We start from the raw sequence: 22,735 nt of genomic DNA on the forward strand, positions 1-22,735 counted from the left end.
TCGCGGCCGCGAGAGCTGTAGAAGGGCTTTCATATCCAACGGGGGATGCGGTGTTGAAGGCGTTCCGCACGGCCGTGATCGCGGCCCTGTCCAGTTCTTTGATCCTCGCCACAAGCGCACCGGGCTTCGCCGACGAGGCGCCCGCGGACACTGCCGCGCCGGTGATCGACAGCATCGGGCTGACCGAGGGGCAGGTTTACAGCCGGGCGACGGCGCCGTTTGTGCCGGTGGTGAGTGACGACACCGGCGTTGTCACGCTGGAGACGCTTGTCGACGGCGCTCGCAGCCGGAAGTTCTCGGTCGCCAAGACCGGCATGCGTGCCGCGGCGGACCTCCTGAGCGTGCCGGACGGCACGGAGGCGGAGGTCACGCTGCGGGCCTATGACGCGGCCGGCAATGTCGCCGAGAAGAGCGTCCGGGTGATCGCCGACGTCCACGCGCCGACCGCGAAGCTGGTTTCCCCGGTGGCGGGCACCTCCATGCACAGCGGTCCGATGCAGATCACGTTGGGTGAGGTGTCGTCCGACACCATCAAGATCGTCATGTACGACGGTCGCAACGGCGACGTGCTCGCAACTCGGACCGAGGGTCCGTGGATCTTCGACTGGACGGCCGTGGGCGGCGGGTGGGTCAACTTCCTCGCCACCGACGCCGTCGGCAACCGCGGATACACCTCCGCCACCTACAACGTGGACGACTACCCGCCGGCCGTCTCCGACCTCACCTACACCCGGCCGGCCCCTGAGGTACCGATTCCCGACATTCGTGCCACGGTCACGGCCAAGGGCGCCACCATCGCCGCCACCGGCACGCTCTCGGCGTCCATCGTCGATCCGGGCCTGAAGCGGATCGAGTGGCGGGTGGACGGCGTGCTCCACGCGACCGACACGCAGACCATCACCTGGGACGATCGGGCCTCCACCCGATCGATCGCGACCATCGAGATCCGCGCCACGGACGAGCTCGACCAGACGACCACGAAGACCTTCCCGGTGACGATCGACCGGGCCGGCCCGCTGGTCACCTCGCTGACGCCGGCGCAGAACGCGTTGGTCCGTGGCTCGTACTTCGTGACCGACACCAAGGTCAAGGAGAGCTCCGGGATCGCCTTCCAGGAGCTCGTCGGGCTGCCGAGCATCGTCAACGCGCCGGGTGGCATGGCGATCTTCCCCAAGAAGGACGGCCCGCTGAAGTTCACCTGGCACTACGTCGACAAGGTCGGCAACGAGTCGTTCACGTCCCGCACGGTGATCGTGGACCGGACGAAGCCGTCGCTGAAGCTGACCAAGGCGCCGGCGAACAAAGCCAAGGTCAAGGGCAAGGTCAAGGTGACCGCGTCGGCGGCCGACAAGAACGGCATCGGCCGGGTCGAGTTGCTGATCAACGGCAAGCGCGTCGCCACCGACTACCGGGCCGGTTACGCCTTCTCGATCAACACCGCGAAGTACGGCAAGACCATCAAGATGCGGCTTCGCGCGTACGACCGAGCCGGCAACTACGTCTACACCAGCACCCGCACCTGGCGCCGCTGAACGAGCCGCTTGACCGCCCGGGCAACGTCGGCCTGGGCGGGTTGCGAGGATGTCGATCGGTTGACGGACTGTGATCACCGAGCGATCGGTGTTGGCCGCCGAAGGTGTGTGACCCTCACCCGAAGAGCGGAACTTCTTCCTGGCTGCGCGGGCTAGATTCTCGTTGATCTAGGGCGAGGGTGCGTAGTGATGAGAGACAACTTGGGTTGGCTGATGTGGCTTGCGGCAGACGCAGCCTTCTTCCCCCTCAACCAGTGGCTCGTTCGCCGCAAGGGCTTGGATCACCGGCCCTACTTTGTCCCGAGCCTGTGGGGGCCAGTGGGAACGCTGATCATCGTCCTGGCGCAGCCGATGGGTTGGCGCCGATCGTCGACTTCGACGGCCGCGAGGACGTGAGGTCCGGGCCGGGGAACATTCTTGGCCTGGTCCTCATGCAAGGATCGCGGTGAGCTTTCCGCGGCTGAGAGGAACACACCGTGTACCTGATGATCTCGACCTATCTCGCGCCCCTCGACCAGGTCGACCAGGTTCGGGACGCGCACATCGCCTTCGTCGAGGAGCTCGGGCGGGCCGGCGTGCTCGTCGCCGCCGGCCGGCAGGATCCGCCTGTCGGTGGCGTGATCATTCTCGACGTGGACAGCGAGGCCGAGGCGCGTGAGCTGATGGCGCCCGACCCCTACCTGCTGCAGGGCCTGGCCGAGTACTCGGCCACGGGCTGGACGCCGGCCCGCGGCGTACTCGTGGACTGGAAGAGCTAGACGCGCCCGGCGACCGGCCACCGGAATCGTGGCCGGTCATCCGCCCGGGATGATCAGTTGACCCGGTGCTCCACGTGCCCCTCGGGGCCGGGGAAGACGAGCGCCTCGTGGTTGGTGTCCAGCCAGCGGACCCGGTACGGCGGGGTGCCGTCGGGGTGCGGGACCTCGACGATGTCGCCGACCCGCTGGGGGTCGCCGACGTGGATGCCCTTCAGGACGAGCCGGTCTCCGGTGTGCGCGATCATCGTTCCTCCCGTCTGGGTCGGGGCCCGAGGGGCCTGCGGGCCGCGGTCGCGCCCGAAACCGGACGTCCAGAGGCGTGCGCGGGCGCTACCGCGGTCACGAACCACCATCGCACAGATGTGACCGCCGACACCCATGGTCGGCCGATTCTCCGGTGGCGTCGGCCACCGTGGACCTCGGCGGGGCGTCAGGCCCCGTGTGAGCGGAGCCGGCCGACCTGGCCGGCGATCGTGTTGATCAGCAGGGTGTTGAGCAGGGCGCCAGCGGCCACGCTCAGCCAGAGCATCGCGACCGCCAGCCAGCCGTCGCCGAGCAGGAAGAACGGCGCGAAGATCACCGAGACCGGGGCGGTGAGGCCGATGAGGTAGGCCGCCGCGGTGGACGGCTCGTGGTCGCCGGTGGCGAGGTTGCCGCCGATCAGGATGGCCGCGGCGACCCCGACGGCGAACAGATAGATGCGGGTCGCCCAGTTGCCGAAGAAGAACTGCGTCATGCGGTCCATCGTGGTGAGAGCGGGCGTCGTCGCTCCTGAGTAGCGCTACTCAGCGCGTACGGGTGCTCAGCTCAGATCGGCGCCGGTCAGCAGGCCGCGGATGCGCAGCTCGGCCGAGACCGCCGGGTCGCACTCGTCGACGATGACCGCGGCGCCGACGGCCTTCGCGCCCAGCGACTCGACCAGGGTGTACAGGCCGCGGGCCTGGGCGCCGGTGGCGGCCCAGTCGTCCACGACCAGGACGCGGTCGTCGAGGCCGATCAGCCGGCTGCGCAGCCCGAGGTGCTGCTGATCGCCGCGGTGGTCGGCCGGGACCGCCGCCCAGGCCATCGGCTCGGCGATCGGCCGCCGCGCGCCCGCCCGGTACGCCTCCACGAATCCGACGCCGAGCGCGCGGGCCACCAGCGGGCCGACGAGGAAGCCGGTCACCTCCGGGGAGACCACCACGGTCGGCTCGGCGTCGGAGAAAAGTTCGGCGAGTCCGGGACCGAGTTCGTCGAGCACCAGCGGGTCGCGCCACCAGCCGGAGCGGTCGCTGACAAGCAGATCGGTGTCGGCACCGGGGTCTGTCCAACGGAATCCGGCGCGTAGTCGGCCGCGCAGTTCTGAAGCCACACCGCCATCGTGTCATCGCGCGTGGGGGTCGCCGCCGACAAGTGGGCAGAACCCGCTCAGACTAGGGGTCAAGTTGATGCAGCCGCCCACGTCGATCAGGCATGCTGTTCGGCGTACCCATGCCTATCATCCCGGCGGGCCGCCGCCCGCTCAGCCCAGGATCCCGCGCCGGCCTCGGCGCGGCCCTCGCGCTGCTCGTCGTCGTGTCGGCCGTAGAGCTCGCCGACGGTCCTCAGGCGAACTTCGTCGGACTGTACGCGGCCGCGCCGTTCCTGGCCGCCGTGTTCGCGTACTGGCAGACGGTGCTCGCGGTCGGCGCGCTCGCCACGGTCGTCGGCATGGGCTTCGCCGGCGCCGACGCCCGGTTCGACACCGTCGGCATGGTCAACGTCGTCGGCATCATGCTGGCCACCGGCATCGCGGCCGCGGTCGCCACCGCCCGGCAGCGCCAGGCCAACCGGATCGCCGAGCTGGTGCGCCTGGCGGCGGTCGCGCAGCAGGCCGTGCTGCGCCCGCTCGGGCCGCAGGTCGGCAACCTCGCGGTGGCGGGCCGCTACATCTCGGCGTCGGCCGCGGCGGACATCGGCGGAGACCTCTACGAGGCCCTGGACACCCCGTACGGCGTACGGATCATCATCGGCGACGTGCGCGGGAAGGGCCTCGACGCGGTACGGCTGGCGAGCATCGTGCTGGGGTCGTACCGGCATGTCGCGTTCGAGCGGTCGGACCTGCGGGCGATCGTCACCGACCTGGATCGGGCCGTGGCCCGCAGCGTCGGCGACGAGGACTTCGTGACCGCTGCCCTGGTCGAGGAGCGCGGCGGCACGCTCACCATCGTCAACTGTGGACATCCGGCGCCGCTGCTGCTGCGGCGTGGTCAGGTCATCGCGCTGGACCCGCCGGCTCCGGCGCCCCCGCTGGGGTTCATGCCGGTGGCGCGGCCCCGGGTGGAGCGCCTCGAGCCGGGTGACCGGCTGCTGCTCTTCACGGACGGGCTGGGCGAGGCGCGTCGTGAGGGCGAGTTCTTTCCCACCACGGACCGGGCGTGGCGGCTGCTGGGGCATGGCACGGTCGGCGACGGCCTGGCGTCGCTCGAGACCGCGCTGGTCGACTGGGTGCACGGGCAGCTCGAGGACGACATCGCCCTGGTGCTGCTCGAGTACGGCGGCCCCGACGGCAGCGCGGCGGCAGCCATGCCGAGCTGGGAGGTCGGCGCGGCCGGCAGCTAGCTCCGGTCGTCGTCGGCGGGCTCGCCCGCGGCGGGCGCGTCCTCGGGTGCGGGCAGGGGCGCCGGGATCACGGGGACCGAGGCCCGGGCGGCGACGGCCTCCGGCTGCCGGTGCCGGCCGACGTAGTGGCGCGGCTGATCGGCCTGGCGCGGCTCCGGAATCAGGCTCTTGATCGTGGCGAACATAGTGACCTCCCCGGGTCGGCGCGTACGTGCCTTGCTGTACATCCGGAGCAACGAACCGCTGAGCACGTCGATACGTGTATGCGGCGCGGCGACTTGCAAATGGCCGAACGGTTGTCCTGATTCCCACCCGATCGGAGACGTTTGACCCCCAACCCGACGGACAGCTGGAGATCGAAGCGGACTTGTCGATACCTACTCGTGGGTAATACAGTGGTAGTTACTGACGGGTAACTCGCGTCCGGAGGGCGGGGCCAAAAAGACATGAGCCACTACAAGAGCAACCTGCGCGACCTCGAGTTCAACCTCTTCGAGGTCTTCGGGGCTGACCGTACGTTCGGCCAGGCGCCGTTCGACGGCATCGACGCGGACACCGCGCGCGACGTGCTCGCCGAGGTGAACCGCCTCGCGCGTGAGGACCTCGCGGCGAGCTACACCGACTCCGACCGCAACCCGCCCCGGTTCGACCCGGTGACCAACACGGCCGACCTGCCGGAGTCGTTCAAGAAGTCCTACGCGGCCTTCATGGCGTCCGAGTTCTGGCGCCTCGACCTGCCGGAGAGCCTGGGCGGCACCTTCGCGCCCCGCACCCTGTGGTGGGCGCTCGCGGAGCAGATTCTCGGCGCCAACGCCCCGGTCTGGATGTATTCGTCCGGTCCGTCCTTCGCGCACGTCGTGCACGTCGAGGGCACCGAAGAGCAGAAGAAGTGGGCCGAGCTCTTCATCGACAAGCAGTGGGGCTCGACGATGGTGCTCACCGAGCCCGACGCCGGCTCCGACGTCGGCGCGGGCCGCACTCGGGCCATCCCCCAGACGGACGGCTCCTGGCACATCGAGGGCGTCAAGCGCTTCATCACCTCGGGTGAGCACGACCTCACCGACAACATCATCCACTACGTGCTGGCCCGTCCGGTCGGCGTAGAGGGCGTCGGCGGTCCGGGCACCAAGGGCCTGTCGCTGTTCATCGTGCCGAAGTACCACTTCGACGCGGAGACCGGCGAGCTGGGCGAGCGCAACGGCGTCTACGCCACGAACGTCGAGCACAAGATGGGCCTCAAGGTCTCCAACACCTGCGAGATGACCTTCGGCGAGAACGGCACGCCCGCGAAGGGCTGGCTGCTCGGCGAGGTGCACCAGGGCATCCGGCAGATGTTCATGATCATCGAGTACGCCCGGATGATGGTCGGCACGAAGGCGATCGCCACCCTGTCGACGGGTTACCTCAACGCGCTGGAGTACGCGAAGAACCGCGTACAGGGCGCCGACCTTGTGCAGAACAACGACAAGGCGGCTCCGCGCGTCACCATCACCCACCACCCCGACGTACGCCGCTCGCTGATGCTGCAGAAGGCGTACGCGGAGGGCCTGCGCTCGCTGGTCATCTACACGGCCTCCTGGCAGGACAAGGTCGCCATCGCTGAGGCGGCCGGCGACACCAAGGGCGCCAAGATTGCCGGTGGGGTCAACGACTTCCTGCTGCCGCTGGTCAAGGGCGTCGGCTCGGAGCGGGCGTACGAGCTGCTCGGCCACGAGTCGCTGCAGACCTTCGGCGGCTCCGGCTTCCTGCAGGACTACCCGCTCGAGCAGTACGTGCGGGACGCCAAGATCGACACCCTGTACGAGGGCACCACGGCGATCCAGAGCCTCGACCTGATCTTCCGCAAGATCGTCAAGGACAACGGCCGGTCGCTCGCCGTCATCGCCACCGAGATCCAGGAGTTCATCGAGACCGAGGCCGGCAACGGCCAGCTCAAGGTCGAGCGCGCCTCGCTCGGCAAGGCGCTCGGTGAGCTGCAGAACATCCTCGGCATTCAGATGACCTGGCTGCAGGCGGCCCAGGGCGGCGACGCCCGGGAGCTGTACAAGGTCGGCCTCACCTCGCGGCGGGTGCTGCTCGCGCTCGGCGACGTCGTGGTCTCCTGGCTGCTGCTGCGCGGCGCCGAGGTCGCCCTCCGGGCGCTGGGCACCGAGGTCTCCGAGGCGGACAAGTCCTTCTACGAGGGCAAGGTCGCCGCGGCGCGGTTCTTCGCCCGCGAGATCCTGCCCCGGATCGGCTCGGACCGCCGGATCATCGAGAACACCACCCTCGACCTGATGGACCTGGCCGAAGAGGCGTTCTGACCTTCGCACTCACCTGAACAGACCAAGCCGGCGGACAATGTTGTCCGCCGGCTTCGTCTTATCCGCGCGCGGTGTGGGTGAGCGCCAGGGGCATCGAGCCCGGCTCGGTCTGCGACCAGGAGGCCTCCGTGCGGTGCACGGCCATCCCGGAGGTCTTGAGGCCCTCCAGTACGGCGTCCTCGTCGTAGGGGCGCAGCAGGATGGACACATCGGACATCGTCGGGTTGTGCCCGATGACCAGCACGGTGTGCACCTCGTCCGGTACGGCCCGGAGCAGGTCGATGACCTCCGTGCGCCCGCCGTAGTAGAGGCCGCGCTCGTAGTGCACCTCCGGCGACTGCGCATCGCGGTCGGCCTGCGCCAGCGCCACCGCGACGCCGTGCCAGGTCTGCCGCGTCCGGGTCGCCGTCGAACAGATCACCAGCCCCGGGCGCAGCCGCTCGTCGGCCAGCCACGCGCCGGCCGCGTCCGCGTTCGCCCTGCCGACTCCGGTGAGTTGTCGCTCGAAGTCGGGCAGCTCGCCGGGCGTCTCGGCCTTGGCGTGGCGCAGCAGTACGAGGGTCCGAACCGTCATGAGGTCAGCTTGCCTGATTGAGGGTTCCGCCGGGTGGGTAGACACACCCATCGACGTATTGCCGCGGCTCGGTGCGGCAGCCACGAGTCATGGAGGCCACTATGGGCATCGGCGGAAGCATCTTCCTACTCGCCCTGGGAGCGATCCTCGCGTTCGCCGTGAACGCGGAGATCAGCGGGCTGGACATCAACGTCGTCGGCTATGTGCTGATGCTGGCCGGGCTGGTCGGCCTCGTCGTCACGATCTGGTTCTGGAACAGCCGCCGGCGGCCCGCCGTCGTGCGGACCCAGCAGCCGGTCATGCGCGAGGGCGAGGTGGTCGAGGAGTACCACGAGACCACCCGCCGCCAGCCTCCGCCGCCCCCGCCTTACGCCAGCTGAGCGTGCGGACGGGTGCCACCACGCGCGTGGTGGCACCCGTCGTCGTACTCAGGCGAGGGCCGCGCGGACGGCGTCGGCCAGCGGGGTGGCCGGGCGGCCGAGGAGCGCCGCCAGGTCGGCGGTGCCGGTGTCCAGCAGGCCGGCGGCCGCGGCGCGGTCCGAGTCGGCCAGGATCGCGGCGAACTGCTCGGGCAGGCCGGCGCCGACCAGGAGCTCGGCGTACTTCTCCTGGCTCAGGTCGGTGTAGGTGACCTCCCGGCCGGACTGCCGGGAGACCTCGGCGGCCAGTTCGGCCAGGGTCACGGCCGCGCCGCCCAGCTCGTACGCCTGCTTGTCGTGCACGTCGGCGGCGACGGCCGCCGCGGCGGCCTCGGCCAGGTCGGCACGGGTGGCGAGGCTGATCCTTCCGTCCCCCGCGGCGCCGAACAGGCCGCGCTCGAGCGCGCCCTTGAGGTCGTAGTTCTCCACGTACCAGCCGTTGCGCAGGAAGACCGACGGGATGCCGGAGGCCTCCAGCGCCAGCTCGGTGGCCCGGTGCTCGCCCGCCAGGATCAGGTCGGACGTGTCGGCGTGCGGCGCGCTGGTGTAGAAGATCCGGCCGACGCCGGCCTCCTTGGCCGCCGCGATCACGTTGGCGTGCTGTTCGATCCGCCGGCCGACCTCGCTGCCGGAGACGAAGAGCAGCCGGTCGGCGCCCGCGAAGGCCGCGCGCAGCGACTCCGGCTCGTCGTACGACGCCCGCACGACGCGTACGCCGCGGTCGGCGAGGTCCTGGATCTTCTCGACGCTGCGGCCGGCCGCCACGATCCGGTCGGCGGGTACGCCGCGCGCGAGGAGCGACTCGACGGCGAGGCGGCCCAGGTGCCCGGTGGCGCCGGTGACGACGATGGTCATGTGCGGAACTCCTCAAGATGGCGATGACGGCGGCCGAGCGGCCGCCATCGTGCACAACAGGGCAGGTCGAGGATCACTTCCCGATGGAGAGTGAGCACCTTGAAGTGCAGTACGCACCTGGGGGATAGTGCCCTGGTGGAACCGTTCGCCTACGACAGGGACTGCCCGGGCCGGCAGGTGCTGGACCGCATCGGGGACGCCTGGAGCGTGCTGATCGTCTGCTCGCTGGCCGACGGCGAGCTGCGCTACACGGAGCTGGCGCAGCGCATCCCCGCGGTGAGCCCGAAGATGCTGACCCAGACGCTGCGCGGCCTCGAGCGCGACGGCCTGGTCACCCGGACGGTCCACGCGGTCGTGCCGCCGCGCGTCGACTACGCGCTGACCGCGCTGGGGCGCAGCCTGCTCGGCCTGGTCGGCGGACTGCTGGACTGGGCCGAGACACACATCGCCGACGTGCTCGACGCCCGCTCGGCCTACGACACCCGGGGTTAGGCGTACAGCGCGAAGTAGATCGCGATGTGGTGGCAGATCGCCGCGACCAGGGTGCAGGCGTGGAAGAACTCGTGGTGGCCGAAGACGGTCGGCCAGGGGTTGGGCCGGCGCAGCGCGTAGAAGACCGCGCCGACGCTGTAGATCAGACCGCCGACGGCGAGCAGCACGAGGCAGGTCACGCCGCCGTTGTGCAGGATGTCCGGCAGGATCGCGACCGCGGCCCAGCCCAGCGCCAGGTAGAGCGGGGCGCCGACCCAGCGGGGTCCGTGCGGCCAGATGAGCTTCAGGGCCACCCCGCCGAGCGCCCCGCCCCAGATCAGGCTCAGCATGAGCGTCGCCTTGCCCTGATCCAGGAGCAGGACGCAGAAGGGCGTGTAGGTGCCCGCGATGAAGATGAAGATCATCGAGTGGTCCATGCGCCGCATGATCTGGTAGCCGCGCTCACTCCAGGTGCGCCGGTGGTACAGCGCGCTGGTGCCGAACAGGCCGCAGACGGTGATGCTGTAGATGAGGGTGCTCACGAACGGCGCGATGCCCGGGCGGGACGCGGCGATCGAGCAGAGGACTATGCCGCAGACCAGCGCCACGAAGAAGGCGTACTGGTGCAGCCGGCCGCGCAGCAGTGGTTTGCCGAGATCAGCGCGCTTCATCCGGAACGGAGCTGAGGTCGTCACGGGATCCAGGTTACGGCACCGTAGGTTACTCGTGGGTAGTGTTCCGCCTCACGTGGCATGACCAGCAGGTTTCAGGCGTCCAATCCGCGCAGGATCAAGGGGAGCCGGCTCGGCGCGCCCGGCTCGATCAACACCGGGACACCCCAGTCCTGCCGGGTCAGGTGGCAGGCGGCGTGCTCGACGTCCGCGTCGCACGTCGCGGCCTGCGCCACCACCTGCAGGATGCCCCTGGGTACGGCCGGGTTGAGCACCAGCCGCCGGGACAGTTCGGTGGTGGTGCCCTCGCCCTCCAGCAGCAGCCCGGGCGGGACGGCGGAGACCACCAGGCGGGTCGACGGCCCGTAGGTCGTGTCGAGCTTCTGACCCGGCGCCGGGGTGAAGACCACGTCCAGGACCACCTCGCCCGGAGCCAGCGGCGACGGCGGCCGCTCGGTGCGGTGCCGCTCACCGGCGACGGTGGTGACCGCGCCGGGCGCCAGGCGGACCAGGCGGTGCGCGCCCGACTCGACGACGAACACCGCGCCGTCGCGGGTCACCAGGATGTCGCTCGGCTCGGCCAGGCCGGAATCCACGGTGGACACCGCGCCGGTCGCCGGGTCGAAGCGGCGGACCGCGCCGTTGTAGGTGTCCGCGATCAGCACCGAGCCGTCCGGCAGGCCGCCGACCCCGAGCGGATGCTGGAACAGGGCGTCCTCAGCCGGGCCGTCGACATGGCCGAAGTCGAACAGGCCCTGGCCGACGGCGGTGTGCAGCTCGCCCGCCTCGACCCAGCGCAGCGCCGACGACTCGCTGTCCGCGATCCACAGCCGGTCGCCGGCGGCGGCGAGGCCCGAGGGCTGCGCCATCCACACGTCCGGCAGCTTGCCGTCGCGCAGGGACTCCACGGTCGTGCCCGCGTAGACGCCGGAGCCGCCGGTCGACGGGTCGAACCACCACAGCTGGTGGATCCCGGCCATCGCGACGATCACCTGGCCCTCAAACCAGGCCACGTCCCACGGCGAGGAGAGCGACTCGCCGTCGTCCTCGGCGGAACGCCACTGACGCCCGGTGCCCGCGACGGTGGTGACCTCGCCGGTGTCCAGCCGCAGACCGCGTAGCAGGTGGTTGACCGTGTCCGCGACGACCACGTCGTAGCCGGCGGTGCCGGCGGGCAGCAGGCAGAGGCCCTGCGGCTCGGAGAAGCTCGCCGTCGCGGCCGGGCCGTCCGCGCGGCCGCGCTCGCCGGTACCGATGCGGCGGATCAGGGTCTCGCCGTCCGGGGCCAGCTCCACGAGGGAATGACGGGCCGAGTCGGAGACGAGCAGGTTGCCGTTCGGCAGCTCGATCGCCTTGCCCGGGAAGCGCAGGGTGGTCTCGGCGGCGGCCGGCGGGACGTAGGGACCGTCACCGCGGTGCAGGGTTCCCTTTTCTTCGTGTACGGCGATCAGCTCGTCCAGCAGGCGTCGGAGCCCCTCGGCGTGGCCCTCTCCGGCCATCGAGGCGACCAGGTAGCCCTCCGGGTCCAGCACCGCGAGGGTCGGCCAGGCCTTGCTGGCGTACTGCTGCCACATCGCCATGTCGGCGTCGTCGAGGACGGGGTGGTGCACGCCGTAGCGCTCGACGGCGGCGGCCAGGGCTTCCGGGTCGCGCTCGTGCTCGAACTTCGGCGAGTGCACTCCGATGACGACCAGCACGTCGCCGTACTCCTGCTCGAGCGGTCGCAGCTCGTCGAGCACGTGCAGGCAGTTGATGCAGCAGAACGTCCAGAAGTCCAGCAGCACGACCTTGCCACGCAGGTCGGCGAGCCGCAGCTCCCGGCCGCCGGTGTTCAGCCAGCCCCGCCCTTGAAACTCGGGAGCCCTCACTCGCGCATTCATGATCCCATCGTGCCGGACGAGCAGACGCCGGTCCGCGCGGGGCGGGAGCAGGTCGCCAGGTGACGCCGAAAGCCCGGCCCCCAGAAGGGGACCGGGCCGACGGATCAGGCAGTGGTGCTAGTTCAGCTGACGTCGCTGAAGGTGTAGGCGGCGGTGGGCAGCGTGCCGTAGGTGATGGTCGACGCCGGGAACGTCGCCTTCACCGCGACCGAGCCCGTGCCGGCCGGAATACCGGTGCAGGTGTACTCGGTGTCCAGCTTGGTGCCAGTGCCGTGGGTGCAGGAACCGGTCACGGCGGTGGCGCCGAAGGTGAGGCCCGTGGCGGTGGTGAGGCCCTTGCCGGTGACGGTGATCGTGCCAGCTGCGTCCGCAGCCACCCCGCCGCTGGTCTTGCTGAGCTTGGTGATGACCGCCGCGTACTTGGCGTTCGTGTCGGCGGCGCCGGCAACGCCGTCACGCAGCAGCACCACGGAAGCGCCGGTGGCGGACGGAGTGCCAGCCGGAACGGTCACCTTGACGGTGGTCGCGCTGCCCCAGGCCACCTGGGCCACGGCACCGTTGACGGTCGCGGTCACCTTGAGGCCCTTGAAGGCGTCCTTGTCGGCGCCCATGGCGGTCAGGCCCGTGCCGGCGGGTGTGATCGTGAGCACGCTCTTGCCCAGCGGGTTGAGCAGCGTGCCCGCCGCGACCACCGCGTTGATCGGCTGGATGTAGGCGAAGTCGTCGGCGGCGGTGTTGGCGCTCTCGTTGGTCGTGGCGTTCGTGACCTTGACCTGGACGGTGCCGGAGCCGACCGGCGCCTTGGCGACGATCTGGGTGTCCGACACGATCAGGAAGCTCGTGGCGGCGGTGGCGCCGAATTCCACGTCAGTGGTGCCCGTGAACTTCTTGCCAGTGATGGTCACGACCGTGCCGCCGAGGGTGCTGCCCTTCGCCACGCTGAGCTTGGTGACGACCGCGTCGTTCGCGTCGGCGGCGGAAGCGCCGGCGGTCAGGCCGAAGATGCTGGCACCCAGGGCGACAGCCGTGGTGGCGATTCCAGCCTTGTACATGCGAGCCTTCATGAGATCTCCTCCGTGAGTTTGGGGCTTGGTATTGGGGCTTCCAAGCCCCCGTCCTGCGTCCGTTTTGCTTGGACACAAGGTTTATCGCCAGCCTTGACCCGACCTTGAGCAAAGTTCGCCGAAGTTTTGAGAATCCTGCGGAGATCAAGTTCTCTGCGGACGGAGGTGGTTCACGATCCCGGGAAACGAAGCGCGCCCGACGCGTGGCTCCCGGAAGGTCCCGGGTGGCCGCGCTTCGGGCGCGTAGACGTGCTGGTTCAGGCGCGGGGCTTGAGGCAGAGCACCTGGGAGCCGCTGGCGGTCGGGTTGACCACGTACGGCTGGGCGGGGTCGGGGCACTTCTCCTTGGCGTCGACGACCGCCGTCACCTCGAAGGCGCCCGCGTCGGTGCAGTTCGCGGTGACCGCCGCGTTGCCCTCGCGCTTGACGCAGTCGCCGGCCTTGACCGAGAAGCCGCTGCCGCCGGTGTCGCCGTCGTGCGAGCCCCGGGCGATCAGCCAGGTGATGCCGAGGGTGAGGCCGACGAGCAGGCCGGCGCCGAGGATGACGCCCAGGATCACCGGGAGCATCCGCACGTGCGGGGTGTCCGGCTTGGCCGCCTCGGCGGGTGCCGGGTCCGGGGCGTCCGGCCGGAACGAGTCGAACCGGCCCTGGTCGGGCTCTCCGGGTGCGGGGCGGCTCGGCCAGTTGGCGGTCTGCTCCGGGTCCGGCGGCGCCACGGTCGCGCGGCTGGCCGGGCCCGGGAAGACGCCGCCCATCCGCGGGCGCTCGCCGAACGGCTGGGTGGAGTCCGGCGCGGGGGCGGGCGGGAAGCCGTTCTCCAGCGGCGGCGCGGCGTGCATCGTCGGCAGGGCGGGTGCGGGCACGTACGGCTGGCCCGGCGTCTGGTTGCGGCCCGCCACGTCGGTGGTGTGCTCGCCGTACTGTTCCTGCGGCGCCGTGCGGGCGGCGGGGCTGCCCGGCGCCGGTACGGCCTGGCCGCGGCCGGCGATGTCGGTGGTGAACTCGCTGAACTGCTGTTGGCCGCGCTCGTCCGGCTGTTCGGCCGGCGGGGGCGGGCTGAAGGGCTGCACCGGCGGGCTGACCCGGGCGCTGGCGGTGGCGCGGGCCGCCGGGCGTTCCGGCGGTTGATCGCTGCCCGGCGCCGGCGCCGCACCGAACGCACCGGTGTCGGGTGTGCCGGGGCGACCGTCGTAGGGGCTGACGGGAGCCGCGCCGAAAGCGCCACCGGTGTCGGGTGTGCCGGGACGGCCGTCGTAAGGGCTGACGGGCGCGGCGCCGAAGGCGTCCGGTGACGGGCGGGTGGCGAACTGGTCGGCCGGCGCGGGGCCACCGAGGGGCGGGCGCTCTTCGGGCGGTCCGGCACCGAAGGGAGCCTCGGCCGGGCGGCCGTAGGTGCCGTCCGGGCGGGCGGCAGGGCTCTCCGCCGGCGGGGCGTAGAGGCTCTCAGGTGTTTGCTGGTAGGCGCCGGAGGTCGTGGTGGCCGCGCCCATGGCGCCGGAAGTGGGCGCGGCACGGAAGGCACCGGACCCGGGGGTAGTGCCGTAGGTGCCGCCGGACGAATGCTCATCGTCCCGGTAGGGATGGTCGGCGTCCCGGTAGGGATGTTGCGGCGCGGCCGGGGCCTCCTCGGCGGGTGCCGGGCGGCCGTAGACGCGCGACTGCGGGTTGGCCTGCGGCGGCGGCAGTTCCTCGGCCTCCTGGGGCGGCGCGACCCGGCTGGCTACCGGAACGGACGCGCTGGCCGAGACCGGGCGGGCCGTGCCCTTGGCCGGGCCGGGGTGCTCGGCGGGCGGCTCGGCGGCGGACTCCAGGCGCTCGGCCGGGTCCCGCGGCAGCGGCACCGACGCGGCGCTGCGCGGCTCCGCGACGACGGGTGCGCCGCCGCTGCCGAACGAGGCGCCCGGAACGCGCTGGGCGTAGCCGCCGCTGGCGGCCTCGGGCTGGCCGAGGTCCGGGGAGCCGGCGACAGAGTATGAGGCGCCGGGGACCCGCTGCGGGTAGGCGCTCGCGCCCCCCTCGAACGGGGCGGACTGGTCCGGCTCGCCCGGGCGGTCGCCGAACGGGCGGCGGGCGGACAGGCCCGGTGCCGGCTGGCCGTCGTGGCCCGGGCCGTCGTAGGCGCCGCGGACCGGGAAGCCGCCGCTGTCCGGCGAGCCCTGGTTGCCGTAGCCCGGCGCGCCGCCGGAGGACCCGAACGGGTTGCCGTCGGCGTCGCCGCGCTGCGCGGAGGGACCGGCCTCGCCGAACTGGCCACGAGCCGCGAACCCACCGCTGTCACTGCCGGCCGCGAACGCGCCGCTGTCACCGCGAGCGGCGAAGGAGCCACTGTCACTACGGGCCGCGAAGGCGCTGTTGTCACTGCCGGCCGCGTAGGAGCCACTGTCACTACGGGCCGCGAAGGCGCTGTTGTCACTGCCGGCCGCGTAGGCGCCGCTGTCACCGCGAGCGGCGAACGCGCCGCTGTCACGGCGGGCCGCGAAGGCGTCGCTGCCGTCCGTGAACGTGCCGTCGGCCGGGGCCGCGTAGCCGACGCTGCCGCTTTCCGGGCCGCCGCGGATCGGGAAGCTGCCGCTGCCGGTGCCGCCGCGCAGCGGGAAGCCGCCGCTGTCGGGGCCGCGGGCCGCGCCGCCGCGGGTGGGCAGCGCACCGCCCTCGTCGGCGTCGCGGGGCGGGAGGCCGTCGGCGGGCGCCGCGTCGGGCAGGCCGGTCAGGGTCGCGCCGGGCACGCGGATGCGCTGGTCGCCGAACGCGGACACGCCCGGCGCCCGGCCGGACTGGCCGTCGGCGTCGTCGGGGCGCGCCGAGCCGAAGGGCTGCTGCGGCGCGGCGGATCCGAACGTGGCGCCCGGCTGGGGCGTGCCGTAGGTGCCGGGCCGGTCGAACGGCGCGGGGGCCGGTGCGGCCTCGGCGGGCTTGCGGGCGGGCGTGAAGCCGTTGAAGTCGCCGACCGGGCCGTCGAGCGGCCCGCCGGCGATGCCGGGCGAGCGCTGCGGAAGGTCGCCGGCGCCGCCGCCGTAGGGGTGCGGCTCGGCCACGCGGGGCACGAACGGGTTGTCCTCCGGCGCCGCGCTGGGCGGTGCCGGCGGCGGGGCCCACGCGGACTCCGGCGGCGGGAAGGCGCCGCCGGCGGGGGGTGCGGCGGGCGGCCGCTGCGGCAGCTGGCCGGGCTCGGGCACGCGGGCGGAGCCGCTGGAGGAGAACTTGGCCGCCCCCGGACCGAATGTCGGCCCGGGCATCTGCGGCGCGGGGGACCCGGGCGGCGGCGTCTGACCGGCCGGCGGGACCGCGGGCACCACGAACGGCGAGCCGCCGTTCGGGGTGGCGTGCGGCGGCGGACCGTACGCGCTGGGGAAAGACTCCTGCGCGTGCGGATAGGACGGCCCGCGATCGGCGGCCTGCCGGCCGTCCGGATCGGGTGGGAAACCGTCGGGGCCGAACGGGTCGGCCCCGCCGCCCGACATGGCCCCCGGCTGCTGACCGGCGTGCTGGCCCTCGGACGTCATACCGCCTCCTCCATGACTGTCGGCCGTGCCAGCTTTGCACGGAGCGGCCGACCCTGCAGAGCTGGGCGTCGCCCGGTCGCTGATTGCCCGGCCGGCCGAGCCGGGGCGGCGACCGGGAACAACCGTACCGGTCGTAGCGGGTTCGAGGAATCCCGGTGTACGCCGTCCGGAGCGAGATGGTGAGGCGAAAATCACGGTCCCGGGCGACGATTAATTACTAATTGCCCCGGTTGATATGCCGACGGCCCGCCCGGAATCCGGACGGGCCGTTCGATTGCGCGCCGATCAGAAAATGATCAGAGAACGCGGTGCTGGCTGAAGATGGCGATCTCGTCCCGCATCGACTGGGTGGGCGCGGACGTCATCGCGCGCTGGATGGCGCGGGCGTCACGCTTGGCGATGCGGCGGTTGCGGATGCGCTCGATGGTGCTCATGGTGTTGCTCACTCCTCTGGCCTGCCCGGCCTCGTCTTTGGTGCCGTGTTCCGGCGCTAGATCTATTCAACCGCGCCGGAACACGACTCACCAACGATTTAGGGGGTGATCCCGCTTACCTGCCGAAGGATCGAAGGCTCGAAGGCTCACCCGCCAGAGGAAACTCAGGTCCAGGAGAGCAGTGCGCCCTCCGGGTCCTCGAGGAAGGCGCCGATGTCGCGCAGGAACTTCGAGCCCAGCTCGCCGTCCACCATGCGGTGGTCGAACGACAGGCCCAGGGTGGTGACCTGGCGAATCTTGATCTTCCCCTTGTGCACCCACGGCGTGGGACGGATCGCCCCGAACACCAGGATGGCCGCCTCGCCCGGCGGCAGGATCGGCGTGCCGGTGTCCACGCCGAACACGCCGACGTTGGTGATCGAGAGGGTTCCACCCGACATGTCCGACGGCGGCGTCTTGCCCGACTTAGCGGTTTGCACGAGGGCGTTCAAAGCATCCGCCAGCTCACGCAGCGTGAGCCGGCCGGCGTCCTTGACGTTCGGCACGATCAGGCCGCGCTCGGTCGCCGCCGCGATGCCCAGGTTGACGTATTCCTTGACGACGATCTCGTTCGTCGCCGCGGACCAGGTCGAGTTGACCATCGGGTGCCGCTTGACCGCCAGCAGCACCGCCTTCGCCACGAGCAGCAGCGGCGAGATCCGGACGTCGCGGAACTCGGGCCGTGCCTTGATCCGCTCCAGCGACTTCATCGACCGGGTCACGTCGACGGTCAGGAACTCGGTCACGTGCGGCGCGGTGAACGCCGACGCGACCATGTTCTCGGCCGTCAGCTTGCGCACGCCCTTGATCGGGATGCGCTGCTCCCGCGAGGCGTCGAAGACCGGGGCGGACGCGGCCGCCGGCCGGGCGGTGCCGGCCTCGACCACAGGCGAAGCCGGCGCCGAGGCCGCGACGGCCTGCTGCACGTCGTCACGCGTCACCGAGCCCAGCGGGCCGGTGCCGGCGATGGCCGACAGGTCGACGCCGAGGTCCCGGGCGAGCTTGCGCACCGGCGGCTTGGCCAGCACCGGCCCGGCCGGCCGGACGCGCGCGGCCGGGGAAGCCGGCGCCGGCGCCGGAGCGGCCACCACGGCCGGAGCGGGCGCAACGGCCTGAGGCGCCGCCGGGGCCGGCGATGCGGTAGCCGCCGCAGGCGGGGTTCCCGGTGCTGCGGTTGTGGAGCCGGTGGGCGTACCGATGCGGGGTCGGCGCTTTGCAGTTGTGGTTCTCGGGCCGTAGCCGACCAGAACAGCCGTGCGGCCGCCCGGTGCCGGACCACCGATCAGGCCGGGCTCGACCGCGCCCTCCTCGGGCGCGACCTCGACGGCCGCGAGCGACTCGGCCGAGGGGACCGGGCCCGCGCCGGGCTGGGTGTCGATCGAGATGATCGGCGAACCGACCTCGACCGTCGTGCCGGCCTCATGGAAGATCCGCGTGACGACGCCCGCCCACTTCGCGGGGATCTCGACCGCGGCCTTCGCGGTCTCCACCTCGACGATCGGCTGGTTGAGCTCGATCGTCTCGCCGACCTGTACCAGCCAGGTCAGGATCTCGCCCTCGGTCAGCCCCTCGCCCAGGTCGGGCAGGTTGAACTCCTTGATCCGCGACATCCGGGTCACCAGCCGAACGAGCGGTCGACGGCGTCCAGCACCCGGTCCAGGTCGGGCAGGTACTCCTCCTCGACGCGCGCGGCCGGGTAGGGGATGTCGTAGCCGGTGACCCGCAGGACCGGCGCCTCGAGGGAGTAGAAGCACTCCTCGGTGATCCGGGTGGCGATCTCGGAGCCGAGGCCGAGGGTGCCGGGCGCCTCGTGCACGACGATGGCCCGGCCGGTCTTGCGGACGGACTCGAAGACCGGGCCGAGGTCGAGCGGCGAGAGGGTGCGCAGGTCGATGACCTCGAGGTTGCGCCCGTCCTCGGCCGCGGCCTGCGCCGCCTCGAGGGCCGTCTTGACCATCGGCCCGTACGCGATGACGGTGGCGTCCGAGCCCTCGCGGGCGACCCGCGACGCGTGCAGCGGGAACGAGGCCGGGGCGTCGAGGTCGACCTCGCCCTTGTCCCAGTAGCGGCGCTTCGGCTCGAAGAACACGATCGGGTCGTCGGAGTCGATGGACTGCTGGATCATCGAGTACGCGTCGGCCGGGTTCGAGCAGGTCACGACCTTGAGGCCGGGGGTGTGCGCGAAGTACGCCTCGGGCGACTCGGAGTGGTGCTCCACCGCGCCGATGCCGCCGCCGTACGGGATCCGGATGACGATCGGCAGCCGCACATTGCCGCGCGAGCGGTAGAACATCTTCGCGACCTGGGCGACGATCTGGTTGTACGCCGGGAAGACGAACCCGTCGAACTGGATCTCGCAGACCGGCCGGTAGCCGCGGATGGCCAGGCCGACCGCGGTGCCGATGATGCCGGCCTCGGCCAGCGGGGTGTCGATGACGCGGTCGTCGCCGAAGTCCTTCTGCAGGCCGTCGGTGATCCGGAAGACGCCGCCGAGCTTGCCGACGTCCTCGCCCATGATGACGACCTTGGGGTCGTTCTCGAGCGCGCGCCGCAGGCCGTGGTTGAGTGCCTTGCCAAGGGTGATGGTCTCGGACATCAGTGTGCGCTCCCTTCGAACGAAGCCTCGTAAGCGGCGAACTGTGCGCGCTGAGCGTCGATCTCGGGCGAGCCGTTCGGGTAGACGTGGTCGAACATCGAGACCGGCTGCGGGTCCGGCATGGCCAGGACCCGTTCGCGCAGGTCGAGCGCGAGGGTGCGAGCCGAGTCGTCGACCTCGCCGAAGAACGTGTCGTCGGCGAGCTGCTGCTTGGTCAGGAACGCCTTCAGCCGGCTGATCGGGTCCTTGGCCTTCCAGGACTCGACCTCGCTGGCGATGCGGTAGCGGGTCGGGTCGTCGGAGCTGGTGTGCGCGCCCATCCGGTAGGTGTACGCCTCGATCAGGGTCGGGCCCTGTCCGTTGCGCGCCTGGTCCAGCGCCGCGCGGGTCACCGCGTAGGTGGCGAGCACGTCGTTGCCGTCGATCCGAACGCCGGGGAAGCCGAAGCCCGCCGCGCGCCGGTAGAGCGGGATGCGGGTCTGCCGCTCGAGCGGCTCGGAGATCGCGTACTGGTTGTTCTGGCAGAAGAAGACCATCGGGGCGTGGAACACCCCGGCCCAGACGAACGACTCGTTGACCTCGCCCTGGCTGGTGGCGCCGTCGCCGAAGTAGGCGATGACCGCCTCGCCGTCCGGGCTGCCGGTCTTGCCGTCCATGGTGATGCCCATGGCGTAGCCGGTGGCGTGCAGCGTCTGCGACCCGATGACGATCGTGTAGCCGTTGAACTTGTATTTGTTAGCGTCCCAGCCGCCCTGGTCGACGCCGCGGAACAGGCCGAACGGCATGATCGGGTCGATACCGCGGGTGTACAGGACACCGTGCTCGCGGTACGTGGGGAACGCCATGTCCTGCGGTCGCAGCGCGCGGCCCGAGCCGACCTGTGCGGCCTCCTGGCCCAGCAGGCTGGCCCAGATGCCCAGCTCGCCCTGCCGCTGCAGCGCGGTCGCCTCGGCGTCGAGCCGGCGCACCGTCACGAGGTCCCGGTAGAGCTCCCGGTACTCGTCGTCGGTGAAGTCGACCGTGTAGGTCACGCCGTCCGCCGTGGTGGCGCTGTCTACGCGCTCACCGTCGGGCGTGAGCAGCTGAACGAAACCGCCCGCCGGGGCGTCCGCCCCGACTTCGCTTTCGCCGTTCGCCATCCGTGTCTCCCTGTTTCATCTCTGTTGCCCACGGCGGGTGTTGCCCGTCCGCGCGGCTGACCGCTGGGGTGCGCCGCGCCTGGCCCGGGTGGGGTTGCCGCGCGGCTGGCAGGCGTGGTTGAGGACCCCGCCTGGGGAGTAACGACGACCACCGCCTTCCGCTGATGTACAGCCGGGCGACGGCGGTGCCGTCGTCACCATCCTCGCAGAGAACGTGAGTGGCGCCACAGGTCAGGTCGATCACAGATCCGAAATCTCGGCTCGGCCATTGGTGCCCACATTTGTCCTATTAAGCGGTTTTCGTACGGTCACTTCCGTCTGAACGGGCACTTTTCGCCGCTGCCCGGACAGCCATCCGTCGTTCACCTCGATAGCCGAGTCCGATCCAAGTCGATCTTTATGTGCAGGAGGTGCTGGCCGTGCCGGAGCAACCGGACGACGACGGGCTCGTCCCGCCGGTCAAGGTGATGCGCAGGCGCTTGAACGGTGTCTACAGTGCCGAGCACGGATTCGCCGGAACCACGCGCCGATATGTACTGATTGTTGCCATGTTGGTGGGTCTGGCGTCATTACCGACGCTCGCGGCGATCACCGCGGGATCCAACGAGCTCGAAGAGAACCGCGGCGGGGCGATGGGCGGGCCCTTCATTCCGCCGGCGTCGTCCGGGCCGGTGCGGGTCTCGCCACCCGCCTCGCCGACGCCCGACGCCACGTCATCCGCCGGGTCGTCCTCACCGGGCGGACCCGGGGTCGTGCGTGGCCACGCCCAGAAACAGAAAACCAGGCCCAAGGGGTACGGCCAGGGCGTACACCGGACGGCGGCGAAGCCGCCCGTTTCGGTGCACTCGATCTGGAGGCCAGACGGTTCCGGCCGGGGCGGATGGCCGGCCGGCAGGCCCGCCGAGCCGCACAAGCCGTCGGAACCGCGCAAGCCGTCGGCGCCGGGCCTTCCGCGGCTTCCGGTGCGGCCGGCCGTGCCGGACGAGTCCCGGCAGCTCCCCGGCTTCCCCGTGGTGCCTGATCTCCCGGCCGTGCCTGATCTCCCGGCCGAGCCTGATCTCCCGGCCGAGCCTGATCTCCCGGCCGAGCCTGATCTCCCGGCCATGCCGGACCGCCCCGCCGTTCCGGATCAGCCGGGCGTGGTGGATCTGCCGGTCATCCCGGATCTGCCGGTCGTGCCGGACTCTTCGCACGGCGACTCGGATCGCGCGTCCGGGGACGGAGACTCTGACCGCGTGTCCGGGGAGAGAGACTCGGACCGCGCGTCCGGGGACGGCGGTTCCGACGGCCCGGCCGATTCGCCGGGCGACGGCGAGCCGCCGGCGAAGCCGATCCGTTCACCGTGGTGTGTGGACCGCACCAACTGCTCGGCCCGCCCGGCGCACCATCACCGGTCGGCCCGGCTCCGGCGCGGGAAGTGCGACGACTCGGCCCGCCGCGCGCGCCGGTCGCAGCACCGCGCGGACCGCGATCGGTCGATCAAGGTCCACATCGAACCGTCCGACGGGGAAGGCCGCCGCGTGACGATCGCGGCCGTACCCGAACGCCTCTTCGACAGGCCGGCACCGGCCGACAGAACCGTCACCATCCGGGTCGCGAAGGCCGCGCCCGGTCCGACTCCCGCCGGAGGTCAGCAGTGACCGAACGCCCGCAGAACGTCCGACCCGCCCGCAGCGCGGAGCGCACACACAACAGCCATCGCCATCAGCCGGCCGGCCCCGAGGGCGGCCAGGCCGCGACCGCGGTCCGCGTGTACCGCGGCAGCCACCGCGCGGAGCGCATGCACCGCGCGGCCGACCACACCGGCGCGTTCCATCGCAGTTCCCGGATGGGGCGGCACCACGCCGACCCGCAGCCGCAGGAGCACCGGAACCGCTGGTGAAGAGGCCCCTCACCCGGCGACGTGGAGGCTCG

General features: G+C 71.5%; 22 protein-coding genes. 8 read left to right on the plus strand and 14 right to left on the minus strand.

The genetic code is table 11. The annotated features are described in order from the left end of the window. Window positions 1-50 precede the first annotated feature (50 nt). Together ACIBSW_RS36965 and ACIBSW_RS36970 are read left to right on the plus strand one after the other, a co-directional pair. Window positions 51-1,532 carry an Ig-like domain-containing protein gene (locus ACIBSW_RS36965; protein ID WP_354727330.1) on the plus strand — a complete coding sequence of 494 codons (1,482 nt, stop codon included), beginning with the start codon at window positions 51-53 and terminating at the stop codon, window positions 1,530-1,532. 485 nt (window positions 1,533-2,017) lie between these two features. Continuing rightward, complete coding sequence (locus ACIBSW_RS36970) at window positions 2,018-2,290, plus strand: YciI family protein (RefSeq protein WP_354727332.1); 273 nt, start codon at window positions 2,018-2,020, stop codon at window positions 2,288-2,290. A 53-nt stretch (window positions 2,291-2,343) separates the two neighbouring features. Here the strand turns inward: ACIBSW_RS36970 and ACIBSW_RS36975 are convergent, their stop codons facing one another. From ACIBSW_RS36975 to ACIBSW_RS36985, 3 genes are all read right to left on the minus strand, one after another. After that, window positions 2,344-2,535 carry a DUF1918 domain-containing protein gene (locus ACIBSW_RS36975; protein WP_354727334.1) on the minus strand — a complete coding sequence of 64 codons (192 nt, stop codon included), beginning with the start codon at window positions 2,533-2,535 and terminating at the stop codon, window positions 2,344-2,346. Between the two features lie 185 nt (window positions 2,536-2,720). Further along, complete coding sequence (locus ACIBSW_RS36980) at window positions 2,721-3,026, minus strand: SCO4225 family membrane protein (RefSeq protein WP_354727336.1); 306 nt, start codon at window positions 3,024-3,026, stop codon at window positions 2,721-2,723. 66 nt (window positions 3,027-3,092) lie between these two features. Next, a complete protein-coding gene (locus tag ACIBSW_RS36985; protein WP_354727338.1) occupies window positions 3,093-3,641 on the minus strand; it encodes a phosphoribosyltransferase family protein in 549 nt (182 codons plus the stop codon). 101 nt (window positions 3,642-3,742) lie between these two features. Here ACIBSW_RS36985 and ACIBSW_RS36990 point away from each other — a divergent pair, with 101 nt between their 5' ends. Then, window positions 3,743-4,870 carry a PP2C family protein-serine/threonine phosphatase gene (locus ACIBSW_RS36990; protein ID WP_354727340.1) on the plus strand — a complete coding sequence of 376 codons (1,128 nt, stop codon included), beginning with the start codon at window positions 3,743-3,745 and terminating at the stop codon, window positions 4,868-4,870. On the opposite strand, the gene ACIBSW_RS36995 is transcribed toward ACIBSW_RS36990, so the two are convergent. After that, entirely contained in the window at window positions 4,867-5,055 is a 189-nt protein-coding gene (locus tag ACIBSW_RS36995) for a hypothetical protein (RefSeq protein ID WP_354727342.1), read from the minus strand. The genes ACIBSW_RS36990 and ACIBSW_RS36995 overlap by 4 nt on opposite strands. Before the next feature lie 261 nt (window positions 5,056-5,316). Between ACIBSW_RS36995 and ACIBSW_RS37000 the strand changes: the two genes are divergently transcribed. Next, complete coding sequence (locus tag ACIBSW_RS37000; RefSeq protein WP_354727344.1) at window positions 5,317-7,173, plus strand: acyl-CoA dehydrogenase; 1,857 nt, start codon at window positions 5,317-5,319, stop codon at window positions 7,171-7,173. Between the two features lie 58 nt (window positions 7,174-7,231). Here the strand turns inward: ACIBSW_RS37000 and ACIBSW_RS37005 are convergent, their stop codons facing one another. Then, window positions 7,232-7,747: a histidine phosphatase family protein gene (locus tag ACIBSW_RS37005; RefSeq protein ID WP_354727346.1), complete on the minus strand. Its 516-nt coding sequence runs from the start codon at window positions 7,745-7,747 to the stop codon at window positions 7,232-7,234. 101 nt (window positions 7,748-7,848) lie between these two features. Here ACIBSW_RS37005 and ACIBSW_RS37010 point away from each other — a divergent pair, with 101 nt between their 5' ends. Continuing rightward, window positions 7,849-8,127 carry a DUF6458 family protein gene (locus ACIBSW_RS37010; protein ID WP_354727347.1) on the plus strand — a complete coding sequence of 93 codons (279 nt, stop codon included), beginning with the start codon at window positions 7,849-7,851 and terminating at the stop codon, window positions 8,125-8,127. Between the two features lie 48 nt (window positions 8,128-8,175). Here the strand turns inward: ACIBSW_RS37010 and ACIBSW_RS37015 are convergent, their stop codons facing one another. Further along, window positions 8,176-9,021, minus strand: a complete 846-nt coding sequence (locus ACIBSW_RS37015) for an SDR family oxidoreductase (protein WP_354729025.1) — start codon at window positions 9,019-9,021, stop codon at window positions 8,176-8,178. 135 nt (window positions 9,022-9,156) lie between these two features. On the opposite strand from ACIBSW_RS37015, the gene ACIBSW_RS37020 reads away from it, so the two are divergent. Next, the gene (locus ACIBSW_RS37020; RefSeq protein WP_354729024.1) at window positions 9,157-9,513 is read left to right on the plus strand and encodes a helix-turn-helix domain-containing protein; all 357 of its coding nucleotides are present in this window, start codon (window positions 9,157-9,159) and stop codon (window positions 9,511-9,513) included. On the opposite strand, the gene ACIBSW_RS37025 is transcribed toward ACIBSW_RS37020, so the two are convergent. The 8 genes from ACIBSW_RS37025 to pdhA all read right to left on the minus strand — a co-directional run bounded on the left by ACIBSW_RS37025 (window position 9,510) and on the right by pdhA (window position 20,821). Further along, on the minus strand, window positions 9,510-10,187 hold the full coding sequence (locus ACIBSW_RS37025) for a hemolysin III family protein (RefSeq protein ID WP_354729022.1): 678 nt from the start codon (window positions 10,185-10,187) through the stop codon (window positions 9,510-9,512). The genes ACIBSW_RS37020 and ACIBSW_RS37025 overlap by 4 nt on opposite strands. A 71-nt stretch (window positions 10,188-10,258) precedes the next feature. Continuing rightward, window positions 10,259-12,043 (minus strand): NHL domain-containing thioredoxin family protein, encoded by a 1,785-nt coding sequence (locus ACIBSW_RS37030; protein ID WP_354729020.1) that lies wholly within the window; start codon window positions 12,041-12,043, stop codon window positions 10,259-10,261. A 122-nt stretch (window positions 12,044-12,165) separates the two neighbouring features. Further along, window positions 12,166-13,107 (minus strand): IPT/TIG domain-containing protein, encoded by a 942-nt coding sequence (locus ACIBSW_RS37035; protein ID WP_354729018.1) that lies wholly within the window; start codon window positions 13,105-13,107, stop codon window positions 12,166-12,168. 257 nt (window positions 13,108-13,364) lie between these two features. Next, a complete protein-coding gene (locus ACIBSW_RS37040) occupies window positions 13,365-16,613 on the minus strand; it encodes a hypothetical protein (protein WP_354729016.1) in 3,249 nt (1,082 codons plus the stop codon). 296 nt (window positions 16,614-16,909) lie between these two features. Then, window positions 16,910-17,047: a hypothetical protein gene (locus ACIBSW_RS37045; protein ID WP_354729014.1), complete on the minus strand. Its 138-nt coding sequence runs from the start codon at window positions 17,045-17,047 to the stop codon at window positions 16,910-16,912. A 164-nt stretch (window positions 17,048-17,211) separates the two neighbouring features. Then, window positions 17,212-18,696, minus strand: coding sequence for a dihydrolipoamide acetyltransferase family protein (locus ACIBSW_RS37050; protein WP_354729012.1), 1,485 nt, complete (start codon window positions 18,694-18,696; stop codon window positions 17,212-17,214). A gap of 5 nt (window positions 18,697-18,701) precedes the next feature. After that, a complete protein-coding gene (locus ACIBSW_RS37055; protein WP_354729029.1) occupies window positions 18,702-19,685 on the minus strand; it encodes an alpha-ketoacid dehydrogenase subunit beta in 984 nt (327 codons plus the stop codon). Next, window positions 19,682-20,821 (minus strand): pyruvate dehydrogenase (acetyl-transferring) E1 component subunit alpha, encoded by a 1,140-nt coding sequence (pdhA, locus tag ACIBSW_RS37060; RefSeq protein WP_354729010.1) that lies wholly within the window; start codon window positions 20,819-20,821, stop codon window positions 19,682-19,684. Before pdhA ends, ACIBSW_RS37055 begins: the two co-directional genes overlap by 4 nt. A gap of 401 nt (window positions 20,822-21,222) precedes the next feature. Here pdhA and ACIBSW_RS37065 point away from each other — a divergent pair, with 401 nt between their 5' ends. Beyond that, window positions 21,223-22,461 carry a hypothetical protein gene (locus tag ACIBSW_RS37065; RefSeq protein WP_354729008.1) on the plus strand — a complete coding sequence of 413 codons (1,239 nt, stop codon included), beginning with the start codon at window positions 21,223-21,225 and terminating at the stop codon, window positions 22,459-22,461. Continuing rightward, window positions 22,458-22,703 carry a hypothetical protein gene (locus tag ACIBSW_RS37070; RefSeq protein ID WP_354729006.1) on the plus strand — a complete coding sequence of 82 codons (246 nt, stop codon included), beginning with the start codon at window positions 22,458-22,460 and terminating at the stop codon, window positions 22,701-22,703. The genes ACIBSW_RS37065 and ACIBSW_RS37070 overlap by 4 nt, the downstream gene beginning before the upstream one ends. The last annotated feature ends 32 nt before the right edge of the window (window positions 22,704-22,735 follow it).

Source organism: Actinoplanes sp. NPDC049668 (genome assembly GCF_044465445.1).
Lineage (GTDB): Bacteria > Actinomycetota > Actinomycetes > Mycobacteriales > Micromonosporaceae > Actinoplanes.

What these genes read in the sequence shown, in the direction of transcription:
- ACIBSW_RS36990 (WP_354727340.1), top strand. Translation starts at nt 3,743, where the DNA reads ATGCTGTTCGGCGTACCCATGCCTATCATCCCGGCGGGCCGCCGCCCG.
- ACIBSW_RS37010 (WP_354727347.1), top strand. Translation starts at nt 7,849, where the DNA reads ATGGGCATCGGCGGAAGCATCTTCCTACTCGCCCTGGGAGCGATCCTC.
- ACIBSW_RS37000 (WP_354727344.1), top strand. Translation starts at nt 5,317, where the DNA reads ATGAGCCACTACAAGAGCAACCTGCGCGACCTCGAGTTCAACCTCTTC.
- ACIBSW_RS37030 (WP_354729020.1), bottom strand. Translation starts at nt 12,043, where the DNA reads ATGAATGCGCGAGTGAGGGCTCCCGAGTTTCAAGGGCGGGGCTGGCTG.
- ACIBSW_RS37015 (WP_354729025.1), bottom strand. Translation starts at nt 9,021, where the DNA reads ATGACCATCGTCGTCACCGGCGCCACCGGGCACCTGGGCCGCCTCGCC.
- ACIBSW_RS37045 (WP_354729014.1), bottom strand. Translation starts at nt 17,047, where the DNA reads ATGAGCACCATCGAGCGCATCCGCAACCGCCGCATCGCCAAGCGTGAC.
- ACIBSW_RS36995 (WP_354727342.1), bottom strand. Translation starts at nt 5,055, where the DNA reads ATGTTCGCCACGATCAAGAGCCTGATTCCGGAGCCGCGCCAGGCCGAT.
- ACIBSW_RS37050 (WP_354729012.1), bottom strand. Translation starts at nt 18,696, where the DNA reads ATGTCGCGGATCAAGGAGTTCAACCTGCCCGACCTGGGCGAGGGGCTG.
- ACIBSW_RS36970 (WP_354727332.1), top strand. Translation starts at nt 2,018, where the DNA reads ATGATCTCGACCTATCTCGCGCCCCTCGACCAGGTCGACCAGGTTCGG.
- ACIBSW_RS37040 (WP_354729016.1), bottom strand. Translation starts at nt 16,613, where the DNA reads ATGACGTCCGAGGGCCAGCACGCCGGTCAGCAGCCGGGGGCCATGTCG.
- ACIBSW_RS37005 (WP_354727346.1), bottom strand. Translation starts at nt 7,747, where the DNA reads ATGACGGTTCGGACCCTCGTACTGCTGCGCCACGCCAAGGCCGAGACG.
- ACIBSW_RS36975 (WP_354727334.1), bottom strand. Translation starts at nt 2,535, where the DNA reads ATGATCGCGCACACCGGAGACCGGCTCGTCCTGAAGGGCATCCACGTC.
- ACIBSW_RS37035 (WP_354729018.1), bottom strand. Translation starts at nt 13,107, where the DNA reads ATGAAGGCTCGCATGTACAAGGCTGGAATCGCCACCACGGCTGTCGCC.
- pdhA (WP_354729010.1), bottom strand. Translation starts at nt 20,821, where the DNA reads ATGGCGAACGGCGAAAGCGAAGTCGGGGCGGACGCCCCGGCGGGCGGT.
- ACIBSW_RS36980 (WP_354727336.1), bottom strand. Translation starts at nt 3,026, where the DNA reads ATGACGCAGTTCTTCTTCGGCAACTGGGCGACCCGCATCTATCTGTTC.